Genomic DNA, 12,745 nt, shown 5'->3' with positions numbered 1-12,745 from the left:
CCATTCGCCATGCCCTTCGTGTTCCAAGTCTTACGTCGTTTGTTCCCGCTGGCCCTGCTCGCGCTGCTGCCGTTCAGCGTGCAGGCCGAGGTGTCCGTTACCCAGTATTTCCGCGAGCTGCAGTCGCTGGATGCCGGTTTCCGCCAGGTTGTCCTCGATGCCAACGGCCGTGTCGCCCAGCGTTCGGCCGGGCACATGGCGATGGCGAAGCCGGCGCGTTTCCGCTGGGATTACACCGAACCCAGCCCGCAGACCATCGTCGCCGACGGCAAGCGGCTGTGGGTCTACGACCCGGGGCTTGAGCAGGTGACGGTCAAACCGCTCGACAACGCGCTCGGCAGCACGCCGCTGGCGCTGCTGTCCGGTGTGGCGCCGATCGATCAGGCGTTCAGCGTCGGCAAGGTGCAGCGTATCCAGGGACTCGACTGGTACACGCTGACACCGAAGTCGTCCGACAGCGATTTCCAGAGCCTGCGCATCGGCTTCGGCGACGGCGAGCTGGCAGCCATCGAGTTGCTCGACAAGCTCGGCGGGCGTACCCGGCTCGATTTCATCGGCCTCAAGCACAATCCCGCGCTCGATGCCGCGGAGTTCGTATTCACGCCGCCGGCGGGTGTCGACGTCATCGGCGATCGTTCCTGAGCGTGTGATCTTGAATACTCAGGCGCGTGATGCGGCACGACCGCTGGCCGACCGGCTGCGGCCGCGCCGGCTCGATGAAGTCGTCGGCCAGGCGCATCTGTTTGCGCCGGGTAAGCCGCTGCGCGTGGCGATCGAGTCCGGCCAGCCGCATTCGATGGTGCTGTGGGGGCCGCCGGGCACCGGCAAGACCACGCTGGCGCGCATGATCGCCGAATACGGCCGGGCACACTTCATCGCCCTTTCCGCCGTGCTCGCCGGCGTCAAGGAAGTGCGCGCGGCGGTCGACGAGGCGCAGAAGGTCTGGGCGGCGGAAGGGCGGCGTACGGTGCTGTTCGTCGATGAGGTGCACCGTTTCAACAAGTCGCAACAGGATGCCTTCCTGCCCTTCGTCGAGGACGGCACGGTCATCTTCGTCGGTGCCACCACCGAGAATCCGAGCTTTGCACTGAATAACGCCCTGCTGTCGCGGGCGCGTGTCTACGTGCTGCGCCGGCTCGACAGCGAAGACCTGCTGGCGCTGATCGAGCGCGCCCTCGCTGATACCGAGCGCGGCCTCGGTGGCCGCGGCCTGACGCTTGATGCGGAGGCACGCGAGCAGCTGGTGACAGCGGCCGATGGCGATGCGCGTCGGCTGCTCGGTTTGCTCGAACTGGCGGCGGAGCTTGCGGCCGCGCAGCAGGGGGCGCTGGATGCGGCGGTGCCGGAAGTGGTCAGCGGCGGCGTGCGCCGTTTCGACAAGGGCGGTGATCTGTTCTACGACCAGATTTCGGCCCTGCACAAGTCCGTGCGCGGCTCGGCGCCGGATGCCGCGCTCTACTGGCTGTGCCGCATGCTCGATGGCGGCTGCGAGCCGCTGTATCTGGCCCGGCGCATCGTGCGCATGGCCAGTGAGGACATCGGCAACGCCGATCCGCGGGCCCTGCGCATCGCCCTCGATGCGGCCGAGACCTACGAGCGTCTGGGCAGCCCGGAGGGTGAGCTGGCGCTGGCGCAGGCGGTGGTCTACCTGGCCTGTGCGGCGAAGAGCAATGCGGTCTACATGGCCTTCAAGGCGGCGATGCAGGATGCGCGCGCCGGCGGCACGCTGGAGGTGCCGGAGCATCTGCGCAACGCGCCGACACGGCTGATGAAAGAGCTCGGCTACGGCAAGACCTATCGCTATGCCCACGACGAGCCGCAGGCCTATGCCGCCGGCGAGACCTACTTTCCCGAGGCGCTGGGCGAGCGCCGCTACTACCAGCCGCCGCCGCGCGGGCTGGAGATCCGCATCGCCGAGAAGCTCGATCACCTGCGCGCGCTGGATCGCGCGGCGCGCGACGGCTGCTGACGCACAGCAGCGCGTCCAGCGACACGGCCGTCGTGTGCTGAACCCGGCCTTGCCCGGTTCGCGTTTGCCGGCGCAGGCGGCATAATCCGCGCCCTTGCCGCCGGATGGTGGCCACCGTTGCGGAGACTCACTGATGCTCGACCCCAAGCTGCTCAGAAACGACCTCGACACGATCGCCCGCCAGTTGGCGCGACGCGGCATGACGCTGGACGTGGCGCGCATCAGTGAACTCGAAACCGTGCGCAAGGCCCTGCAGGTGCTCGCGCAGGATCTGCAGAACGAGCGCAACACCCGTTCGAAGCTGATCGGCAAGGCCAAGGCCGCCGGTGAAGACATCCAGCCGCTGCTGGCCGAGGTCGCGCATCTGGGCGATGAACTCAAGCAGACCGAGCAGGACCTCGAAGCGGTGCAGCAGCAGCTGCGCGACATCCAGCTGGCGATCCCGAACATCCCCGACGACTCGGTGCCGGACGGCCGCGACGAGAACGACAATGTCGAGATCCGTCGCTGGGGGGAGCCGCGCGCCTTCGAATGGCAGCCGCGCGATCATGCTGACCTGCTGCCCAATCACCTCGACTTCGAGTCGGCGGCCAAGCTGACCGGTGCGCGTTTCAGCGTGCTGCGCGGCGATCTGGCGCATCTGCACCGGGCGCTGATCCAGTTCATGCTCGATTTGCATACGCGCGAGCACGGCTACGAGGAAATCTACGTTCCGTACATGGTCAACGCCGACAGCCTGTACGGAACCGGCCAGCTGCCGAAGTTCGAGGAGGATCTGTTCCGCCTCGCCGGCGAGATGCCGTACTACCTGATTCCGACCGCCGAGGTGCCGGTCACCAATCTGGCGCGCGACATGATCCTCGATGCGGTGGAGCTGCCGCGCCAGTATGTCGCGCACACGCCGTGCTTCCGCTCGGAGGCTGGTTCCTACGGCAAGGACGTGCGCGGCCTGATCCGTCAGCACCAGTTCGAGAAGGTCGAGATGGTGCACATGGTGCGTGCGGAGGATTCCTTCGCCGCGCTGGAACGGCTGACGCAGCATGCCGAGAGCGTGCTGCAGCGGCTGGAGCTGCCGTATCGGGTTATCGTGCTGTGCACCGGCGACATGGGTTTTGCCTCGGCCAAGACCTACGACATCGAGGTCTGGCTGCCTGGCCAGGGCAAGTACCGCGAGATTTCCTCGTGCTCGAACATGACCGACTTCCAGGCGCGACGCATGCAGGCGCGCTGGCGCAACCCGGAAACCGGCAAGCCCGAGCTGCTGCACACCCTCAACGGCTCCGGGCTGGCCGTCGGCCGCACGCTGGTGGCGATCATGGAGAACTATCAGGAGCCGGACGGCTCGGTGCACATTCCTGAGGCGCTGCGCCCCTACATGGGCGGTGTCGAGCGCATCTGCCACGGCCCGGCCTGAGCCCCGGCCGCATGAACAGCAACGGCGCCTTGCGGCGCCGTTTTTGGCTGTTATCGAGGCGGATTCGCTTCAGCTGACGATCTGCACCATCTCGTGGACCTCGCGGCGGATGCGCTCGGGGTCACCGAGGTTGAATTCCATCAGGCGGCGCAGGTGCGTCATCGTGTCGATGTCGACCGCATCGAAGTGCAGGCCGAGCCGATCGCCCTCGGTGTGGACCAGAATGCCGTGCATCGCCAGCACGATCTCTTCGGCTGGGTCCAGCGCCAGCTGCATCCGCATGCCGCTGCCGGGCGCCGGGGCGGTGCCGGAAAATTGCAGCAGCGCTCCCTTCAGCGAAAGGTCGAGCAGTTCGACCTCATGCACCGTACCGTCCACTTCCAGGCGGGCGTGGGCGACGAACGGGATACGGGAGTAGATGCGGCGTTCTTCGGACATGATGCGGTTACCGTCACGGATGACTGCAAAGGACACACACGCTAGGCGTAACTACGGCTCAAGCCTAGTCACCGGCTCCGTTAAATGGTGAATCGTCGATCTCCCGGGGCGGTGCTTTTTCCTCTGCTGTTGCCCGCGGCCGACGCCAGGCACGCCATACGCCGCCGCTGGCAAAGCCGGTCCACGCCCAACGCAGCCAGCCGATGACCGCCGCCGCCAGCCACAGGGCCCACAGCAGCATCAGCACACGGTACAGCCACAGTGGTGCCGAGATCACACTGCCACTGGCGAGCTCACCGCCGCTGCGATCGAGATACCACTGCAGCAGGCGGGCGCTCGAACCGTTGCCGACGATCTGCAGGTCAGGGTGACCGAGCAGGCCCTGGCGGATGCCGAGCGCGAGCGTCGTCAGCGCCAGCAGGCTGAGCAGGATCAGCGCCAGCTGCAGCAGGTTGAAGCGCACATTGCCGAGGCTTGCCGCATGGCGGGCACGCCAGTCGAGGGCGGCGAACCAGCCGACCAGCACCAGCAGCGATAACGGTTCGAGCTGGGTCAGGCCGAGGGCGAGCAGGCTCCACTGCAATACGCCGAGCGGCGCGAAGCGGCGGCGGCCGAGTACCACGGCTGCTGCCAGCAGCACGATCAGCATGCCCCAGAACAGCACCGCCGGTCCCTGCAGCGGACCGCTGACCCACAGTGCCCAGCGATCGGCCGGCATGTGCAGGGCGATGCGCTGGTTGCTGGCGGCGAGGCCGAGATCGAAGGCCGGGGTGCGGTACTGCGTGCTGAGTGTTCCGCCGGGGTTGCTCCAGCCCAGTTGCAGTGTCTGCCGGCCGGGGTGCAGCGGGATCGTCAGCACGCCGTCACGCGCTTCGAGCGGCAGGCGGCGGCCGTCGAGGCTGACTTCCTGCAGGATCGCGCCGGGCGGCAGTTGCAGGCGGTGGTCGAGGCCGCGACTGGCACGCAGTACCAGGCTCAGGCGGGAGCGTCCCGACTCGGCACCGGGCCAGTCGTCGAGGCTGACGCTGTCGACCGTCAGCACGGCGCCACCGGCGCTGCCCGGGCGCTCGATGCGGATCTGCAGTGATTCGCCGGGCCATGGCCGCCATTCCGGCTGCCAGTCGCCCGTCTCGTTGAAGCGCTGTACCAGCGCCAGCCCGTTGACTGCGACGTGCCACTGCGGCGCGGCATCGAGGCGCCAGACCTCGTTCCAGCGCTCGCCGGCATGCAGCGTGAACTGCGGCAGACGCTCAAGCGTCGATTCCCAGGTGAAGGCATCGGTCTGCGCCGCCAGGGTGACTTCGACGCTGCCGTCGACCGTGCGCAGATCCGCCGCCAGCGGATGTTCGCCGGGCAGCAGCGGTACCTGCAGTGCGATGGCGCTGCCGACCTGTGACAGGCGTTCGATGCGTGTCGATAGCGTCCACTCGCTGGCAGCGAGGTGCAGCTCGCGGACGATGCGTACATACGGCGGCATCGCACCGGGCTCCAGGCGTTCGCCGCCGGCTGCGTCGCTTTCGCGCAGCAGTTGCAGCTGTCCGCCCTGCGGGCGGCCGTCGAGCACACCGAGCAGGCGCCAGCCCTGCATCTGCGCGCTGACGCGTGCCGGTGGCAGTGCGAGCGGCAGATCGAGCGTGGCCAGCGCCGACGGCAGCGCCACCCGCAAGCTCAGCGTATGGCGCCCGCTGGGGATGCGGGCATACAGCCGGCCGTCGTCGGCGCGCAGCAGCCAGGCCGAATCGGCATCGAGGCGGGCGGCGAGCAGCTGCACGCGGCCCTCCGGCAGCGGCAGCGGAATGGCGACCGACTCGGCGGCGAGCACCGTTGCCGCGAGCTGCAGTTGCGTGCCGTCGGCCTGGAGATCGAGGGCCTCGATAGTGGCGCAGTGCGGTGCGCAGGCGGGTGCTTCCAGCAAACGCTGGTGCAGCTCTTCGAGCAGTTCGCCGGGCGGGAAGTCGGCAGCACTCGCCGGTGGTGGCGTGAGGCTGGCGAGCGGCAGGCCGATGAGCAGCGCCAGGGTCGGCGCGGCCGTATGCCGACGCCACAAAGAGGGTCTGGCGCTGCTGCGGGTCAGCCACAGCAGCCCGAACAGGGCGATGACGCTGCTCAGGCGCCACAGCCGCATCCCGTCCGGGCCGAGCGCATGCAGCTGCAGGCTGGCATCACGGTTCAGCGGACCATTCCACTGCAGGCGGATGCGGGTGCCGTTCCATTCCGGCAGACCGGGCCCGGTCTGCACCACGACATCGGTGGAATAGCGTTCGTACGGGCGCTGCCGCGGTTCGGCATTTGTCGACAGCTCGATCTCGGCGGCATCGGACATCTTCTGGCGCAAGGCCAGCGAGCGCGGGGCCGCCGCCGGCAGCGCCGCCGGGCGAGCCACTTCGAGCCCGATGCCGCCGGCTTCCGCCGGCGCCAGCTGTGGATAGAGCGCACCGCGCAGCTGCGGGACGGCATAGTTCAGGACGACCAGCAGCAGGGCCAACCAGCTCAGCACGCGCCAGAGCTCGATGGTGCGGGCCAGGCGTCCGGCGGTGAGCTGGCGGCCGATGGCAGTGGCTGCGGCCAGACCAAGCCACAGGCTTGGGTCGAGATCGCTTTCGTGCCAGCCGAGCCCCAGGCCGAGCAGGGCCAGCAGCGCGGCGGGCCAGCCCCACAGGCGCTGGCAGGCGAGCGCGATGACCAGCAGCAGGAACAGGTCGAGCAGGTTCCACAGCGCCAGCCAGCCGAATTGCACCGCATCCGGGCCGCTGGCGGCGAGCAGGCGCCAGCCGGCCGGCAGCATCAGCTGGGTGCTGGCCGACTGCGCGGCAAAGTCCCAGCCGACGGCCGGCAGAGTGGCACTCGCGGCCTGCTCGATGCGGCTGGCGGCACTGACGTCGAGTGTGGCGCGGCGCAGCTCGATGCCGCTGGCGTTGCCCTGGCGGGAGATGAACTGATCTTCGCCGTCACTGCTGATGCGCCCGGGTTGCAGCGGTGCGAGCGCATCGAGGCGGGCCAGCGCGCCGCTGCGGCCGCTGATGTGATCGAGCGCGGTCCAGCCGTGGCCGTCGAAGTCCAGCCACAGCGTACGCTCCAGGCGCAGGGCGCTGTCATCGGTACCGAGCAGACCGCGGGCATTCTCGACCAGCTCGATCGGCTGCGCCGGCTGCAGCAGATAACTCGGCAGCTGGCGCCAGTCCGGCGGCAGCGCGGTCTGCGTCGGATCGAGCGGATGGCCGCCGCGGACGGTGACCGTGCGCAGGTTCGGCCGCGCGTCCCAGCTCCAGATTTCGCTGCCCGGCCAGGGCGCCGGCTGCGCGGCGATCGCCAGCGTGGTCAGCGGGCCCTCGTGGCGGGCTGTCAGCTGCAGCGTCCACACGCCGGGGCGCAGCTGCACGCGCAGGCGGCCGTCGGCCTCCAGCCGCGCCGGCAGCGGACTGTCGAGCGCCAGCGGCACGTAGCCGGCGGGCAGCGGCTGGCCGAGCGTCGCCTCGCGCACGCCGCCGGAGACGCGCAGCTTGAGCACGGTGCTGAGGCGGGCGGGGATTTCGTCACTGATCCGGCGCATCACCTCGATGTCGAGGCGGTCGGCCTGCGTTGCACCGGCATCGTCGTCGGCGAGCAGCAGGCCGCCGTCGCGGTCCCGGCGTACGGCGAGCGGCTGACCGTCGCGACGCAGGTCGATGGCGGCGAGCGCCGCTGGCAGCGCCAGCACCGCTGGCGGTTGGCGCCAGTCGATGCGGCCCTCGATACGGTGGGTGCCGGCCGGCAGGTACAAGGCCGGACGGCCGTCGCGGTCGAGTACCAGCGCCGTGCGGTCGTCGACGCGTACACCGCTTGGCCAGTCCGGCCGCTTGCCCGGCAGCTCGACCCAGTCGCTGCGCTGCAGCTGCCACTGGCCGCTGAAGCGCAGGCCGTCCGTCGCCAGTTCGAGCTGCAGCGCAGTTGCCCAGACGCAGGGAAAGGCATCCGTCTGAGCGTCCAGCGGCGTGCAGAGGGCGGCCGGCTCGTCGCGCACGACCCAGTCGATCCAGGGGTGCAGCGGCCCGGGGACCTGGGCGGGTTCGAGGGCGTGGACCGGGAAAGCGGACAGCATCAGCAGCAGGACGGTCAAAACGAGCGGCATGGCCGGACTCCATGGCAGCGACGGGCTCCAGCTGCAACGATAGCCGGGCCGCCGTGCGCGGCGATAGCCGCGGATAAACAAGAACCCCCGCACAGCGGGGGTTCGGAGGGATCGCAGTCGGGGGTGCGTCAGATGCGGATCTTGACGAAAGAGCCCGGAGCCTCCTCGATCGGCGTCAGCTTGCCGTCGCCCGGCTGGCGTGCCGGGATTTTTTCACCCGAGGTCTGCGCCACCCACTGCAGCCAGTACGGCCACCATGAACCCTCGTGCTGCTCGGCACCGGCCAGCCATTCGTCGGCGCTCGGCGGCAGTTTGTCGTTGGTCTGGAATCCGTACTTCTTCGAGCTGGCCGGGTTGATGACGCCGGCGATGTGGCCTGAGCCGCCAAGCACGAACTTCACCGGCCCGCCGGTCAGCTGCGTGCCTTTGTAGGTCGCGGTCCACGGTGCGATGTGATCTTCCTTGGCCGAGAGGAAGAACACCGGTGCCTTGATCTTCTTCAGGTCGATCGGCGTGCCGAGCAGGCTGATGCCGCCGGCGTCCTTGAGCTTGTTGTACAGGTACATATTGCGCAGGTAGAAGCTGTGCATCCGCCGCGGCATGCGTGTCGAGTCGGAGTTCCAGTACAGCAGGTCGAAGGCCATCGGCTCCTTGCCGAGCAGGTAGTTATTGACGACGAAAGACCAGATCAGGTCATTGGCGCGCAGCATGTTGAAGACGCCGGCCATCGCCGTGCCTTCCAGATAGCCTTTCTCGGCCATCTGCTTTTCGATCAGCTCGATCTGCTCCTCGTCGATGAACACTTCGAGCTCGCCCGGCTCACTGAAGTCGAGCATCGTCGTAAAGCAGGTCGCGCTCTTGATGCGGCTGTCACGCTTGGCCGCCATGTAGGCCAGCGTCGACATCAGCAGCGTGCCGCCGAGGCAGTAGGCGACGGCGTTGACCTCCTTCTCGCCGGTGGCCTCCTTGATCGCATCGAGCGCGGCCAGCGTGCCTTCCTTGAGGTAATCCTCGAAATTCTTGTCGGCGAGTGATTCGTCGGGGTTGACCCAGGAAATCGTGAACACCGTGAAGCCCTGGTCGACCGCCCACTTGATGAAGGAATTCTTCGGGCCGAGGTCGAGGATGTAGAACTTGTTGATCCACGGCGGCACGATCAGCAGCGGCTTCTCGAAGACTTCCGCCGTCGTCGGCGTGTACTGGATCAGCTGCATCAGCGGCGTCTGGTAAACGACCTTGCCGGGGGTTGCAGCGACGTTCTTGCCGGGCTCGAAGGCTTCCAGGTCGGTCATCTTGACGCGCAGCTGGCCGTTGCCGCGCTCCAGGTCTTCGAGCAGGTTGGCAAGACCCTTGACCAGATTCTCGCCGCCGCTCTCCAGGGTTTCCTTGAGCACCTTCGGGTTGGTCAGCGCGAAATTGGTCGGCGCCATCGCGTCGATGTACTGGCGGGTGTAGAACTCGATGCGCTGCGCGCTCTTTTCGTCGAGCCCCTCGACGCCGACCGCGGTTTCGTGGATCGAGCGTGCCGCCAGCAGATAGCTCTGCTTGATGAAGTCGAAGATCGCGTTTTCGACCCAGGCATCATCCTTGAAGCGCTTGTCGCCGGGCGCCGGCTTGACCACCGGCTCGACTTCGGCGCCGAGCATGCGCTGGGCGCTGGTCTGCCAGACGTTCAGGTATTCCTGCCAGAAGTTCATCTGCGCCTGAATCAGCCGGCCAGGATCGCTCAGCAGCTTCTGTGACAGTTCGCCGAAAGATTTGGCGACGATGCCCGGGTCGGGGATCTGGAACGTGTTGCGGGAAGCAAATTCCTGCAGCAGTCGCTGGCTGCGCTCGGAGATCTTTTCGAAGTTCTCGGCGAGACGGGCGCTGTCCGGCAGATTCATCTGCGGCAGGGTGAAGGGGGTGTTGCTGTCAGCCATCAGTTCTCTCCCTGGTGAAGCGCCAGGTGCAGTGCACCCGACCGCTCATTCTTATAGGTGATCTCGGCAGGTTCAGTGGCCGAAATCGTCGGTTGGTTTTCGTCAGCCGCATTTCTTTTTACACATTAAGACATGTCGTGCCGTCGCGCGCTGCGATGCGTTGCCGCATCGCGAGGCTTTATGAAACCATGCTGCACACTGTGACACTCGGGAAGAAAAACCGATGAAACACGTGGTATTGCGTGGCGTGCTGGGCGTTGCCGGGTTGTGCGTCGCGGTGCTGTGCGTGCGTGCGGACGAAATAGAGGCACAGGCCAGGCAGGGGCTTGATGCCTATCGCGATGGGCATCTGCTGGCGGCGCTGCGGGATTTTTCGGCCGCTACCAGCGCCGTGCAGCAGCGCCTGGCCGGCGAGTATCGCGATCTGCTGCCACCGGCGCCGGCTGGCTGGGAGGCTGACGAAACCGAGGTGCATCCGGTTTCGCTTCCCGGCATCGGCGGCGGCGGTTTGCAGATCAGCCGTCGCTACTTCCGCGAAGAAGAAGAAATGGCGCTCGAAGTGGCGCTCGATTCGCCGCTGACCGCCGGCATCGCGCTGCAGCTGACCGATGCCAGTCTGCTGGCGAGTGATCCGGGCACCAAGTCGTTTCGGCTCGGCGAGTATCGCGGCGTGCTCAAGCGCAATGGCGACGACGTCGAGATGTCCGTGTTGCTCGGCGAGCATCTGCTGCTGCACCTGAGCGCCAGCAGCCTGAGTGATGAAAACGATGCGCAGCGCCTGCTGGCCGCCGTCGACATCGCCGCGCTGCGCCGCCGGCTGCAGCAGTGAGCCGGTTTCAGGCCCAGCGCTGCAGGGTGCTGATGGCCCAGCCCTGGGCGTAGTCGACGCCGAGGCGGCGGATGTGCTCCAGCGCGGCTTCGGTTTCCACCGTCTCGGCGACCAGCCGCAGGCCGAGGGCATGGCCGATGCGTGTGACGGCTTCGACCATCGCTGCATCGGTGCGGCTGACGAGCATGCCGCGCACCAGGTCACCGTCGATCTTCAGATAATCGAGCGCCATCGCTTCGAGCTGGCCGAGTGCCGGCAGGCCGTTGCCGACGTCGTCGAGCGCGCAGCGACAGCCGAGCTCGCGCAGGGCGTTGAACAGGTCGCTGGCGCGATCCCAGTGGCACAGGGCATCGGTGGCGGTGATCTCAATGCACAGCCGCGTGCCGCTGACGGCGTAGTGATGCAGGCGTTCAGCGATGAACGCCGCCATGTTGCCGCTGCGCAGGCTGGCGGCCGATAAGTTGACGGAAAACCGGCTGCCGTCGTCGGGCAGCCCGGCGATGTGGGCGAGGGCCGTGTCGATCACCCAGCGATCAAGGGTGGTGGCCAGATCCAGCCGCTCCGCGGCGGCGAGAAACGCCCCCGGCGGCACTTCACCGTCGTGCGGGTCGAGCAGGCGCAGGAACAGCTCGAAGGAGTCCGGCTCGGTGCCGTCGAGTGCCCGGACGGTCTGCGCGTACAGGCCGAGCTGGCCGAGGCTCAGTGCTTCGCGCAGGCGCTGCGCCCAGTTCGGCCGCTCCTGGGCGAGATCACGCTCGTCCACGGTCTGCGGGTCGAGCAGGCACCAGCGGTCACGACCGCTGTTTTTCGCGCGGTAGCAGGCGCGATCGGCCGCCGCGATCGCGGCACCGATCTCCGGCCACTCGCCCCGCAGCGGCACGACGCCGATGCTGACGCCGATCTCGAAGTGTTTACCGAGCCAGTCGAAGCGGAACGAGCGGATCGCTGCAAGCAGCTTGTCGGCGATGCGTGTGCCCTGTTCGGCCGGGCAGTTTTCCAGCAGCACGGCGAACTCATCACCGCCGAGACGGGCGAGGGTGTCGCTGGTGCGCAGCTGCTGACCGAGCAGACGGGCGACCTGACGCAGCAGGGCATCGCCCGCGGCATGGCCGCAGATGTCGTTGACCGTCTTGAAGCGGTCGAGGTCGAGATAGAGCAATACATGCTCTGCATCGCGGGCTGTGGCTGGCAGCGGGCCTTCGATCAGCCGGGCCAGGCGTTCTTCGAACTCGGCGCGGTTGACCAGCCCGGTCAATGGATCGTGCGAAGCCCGATGCGACAGCCGGCGGGCGATTTCGCGCTGGCGGCTGACGTCGCGGAACACCAGCACGGCGCCGGTCGGCCCCTGCTCACCGGCGATCGGATTCAGCGTGTAGGACACGGCGCTCTGCGAGCCATCACGACGCAGGAAGTGCGCGTCATCGTCGCGCCAGGGCTGGCCTGCTTCGAGCAGGCGAGCGTAGTCCGGGGCGTGCGTGCCGGCTGCCAGGATGCGTTCGAGCAGCGGCTTGCCGCGCAGCTCGCCGACTGGCCAGCCAAGCATGGTTTCGGCGGCGCTGTTGGACAAGCGCTCACAGCCGTCACGGTCGAGGACGAACACGCCGTCGGCGATCGAATGCACCACGGTACGCAGCAGATTGCGCTCGGCCGTCAGGCGCACGGCGGTGTTGTGTTCGAGGTTCGCGCCGAGCCGGGCGACTTCCCGATACAGCGTTTCGAGCGACTGGTCGAGGCTGCGTCGTTCCTCGTCATAAACGTCGAACTGACGGCTGGTGGCTTCGACCAGTTGTCGCCAGGTCGGCGCCGGGATCGCAGCCTGGGCATCGCGGATGCCGCAATGCTCAAGCAGAGTGCGCAAGCGCGGGTGCAGAGGCGGAAGACTTGCATTCATCGACGTTCGCCGGCGGTGGTCACGTTCGACAGAGGAAACGCCCTGTGGCGTGTGCCGGCAGGGAGTGATGCAGCGGACGTGGCAATGACGCGCGCCGCCGGTTCGTATGGACAGACTAACTAAAATTTAATTCTGTCTTTTATTACTAAACAGAATAAATCTATTTTTATTTGA

The 12,745-nt window shown here is 67.4% G+C and carries 8 protein-coding genes; 4 read left to right on the top strand and 4 right to left on the bottom strand.

Going from position 1 to position 12,745, the window contains the following annotated elements:
- Nucleotides 1–9 precede the first annotated feature (9 nt).
- The 3 genes from lolA to serS all read left to right on the top strand — a co-directional run bounded on the left by lolA (nucleotide 10) and on the right by serS (nucleotide 3,383).
- A complete protein-coding gene (gene lolA / locus C7443_RS01150; protein ID WP_110016740.1) occupies nucleotides 10–642 on the top strand; it encodes an outer membrane lipoprotein periplasmic chaperone LolA in 633 nt (210 codons plus the stop codon).
- Nucleotides 643–652: 10 nt separating this feature from the next.
- Complete coding sequence (locus C7443_RS01145) at nucleotides 653–1,969, top strand: replication-associated recombination protein A (RefSeq protein ID WP_246004491.1); 1,317 nt, start codon at nucleotides 653–655, stop codon at nucleotides 1,967–1,969.
- A gap of 133 nt (nucleotides 1,970–2,102) precedes the next feature.
- On the top strand, nucleotides 2,103–3,383 hold the full coding sequence (gene serS, locus C7443_RS01140) for a serine--tRNA ligase (RefSeq protein WP_110016738.1): 1,281 nt from the start codon (nucleotides 2,103–2,105) through the stop codon (nucleotides 3,381–3,383).
- 69 nt (nucleotides 3,384–3,452) lie between these two features.
- Here the strand turns inward: serS and C7443_RS01135 are convergent, their stop codons facing one another.
- The 3 genes from C7443_RS01135 to C7443_RS01125 all read right to left on the bottom strand — a co-directional run bounded on the left by C7443_RS01135 (nucleotide 3,453) and on the right by C7443_RS01125 (nucleotide 9,851).
- The gene (locus tag C7443_RS01135; protein WP_110016737.1) at nucleotides 3,453–3,821 is read right to left on the bottom strand and encodes a PilZ domain-containing protein; all 369 of its coding nucleotides are present in this window, start codon (nucleotides 3,819–3,821) and stop codon (nucleotides 3,453–3,455) included.
- A gap of 64 nt (nucleotides 3,822–3,885) precedes the next feature.
- Nucleotides 3,886–7,929, bottom strand: coding sequence for a hypothetical protein (locus C7443_RS01130; RefSeq protein WP_110016736.1), 4,044 nt, complete (start codon nucleotides 7,927–7,929; stop codon nucleotides 3,886–3,888).
- Nucleotides 7,930–8,057: 128 nt separating this feature from the next.
- A complete protein-coding gene (locus tag C7443_RS01125) occupies nucleotides 8,058–9,851 on the bottom strand; it encodes a PHA/PHB synthase family protein (protein ID WP_110016735.1) in 1,794 nt (597 codons plus the stop codon).
- 223 nt (nucleotides 9,852–10,074) lie between these two features.
- On the opposite strand from C7443_RS01125, the gene C7443_RS01120 reads away from it, so the two are divergent.
- Complete coding sequence (locus tag C7443_RS01120) at nucleotides 10,075–10,680, top strand: hypothetical protein (protein WP_110016734.1); 606 nt, start codon at nucleotides 10,075–10,077, stop codon at nucleotides 10,678–10,680.
- A gap of 7 nt (nucleotides 10,681–10,687) precedes the next feature.
- On the opposite strand, the gene C7443_RS01115 is transcribed toward C7443_RS01120, so the two are convergent.
- The gene (locus C7443_RS01115) at nucleotides 10,688–12,571 is read right to left on the bottom strand and encodes an EAL domain-containing protein (protein ID WP_110016733.1); all 1,884 of its coding nucleotides are present in this window, start codon (nucleotides 12,569–12,571) and stop codon (nucleotides 10,688–10,690) included.
- Between the last annotated feature and the right edge of the window lie 174 nt (nucleotides 12,572–12,745).

It is taken from the genome of Plasticicumulans acidivorans (genome assembly GCF_003182095.1).
Taxonomy (GTDB): domain Bacteria; phylum Pseudomonadota; class Gammaproteobacteria; order Competibacterales; family Competibacteraceae; genus Plasticicumulans; species Plasticicumulans acidivorans.
The sequence above is the reverse complement of the archived record's forward strand: the minus strand, read 5'-3'. Positions and strand labels throughout refer to the sequence as shown.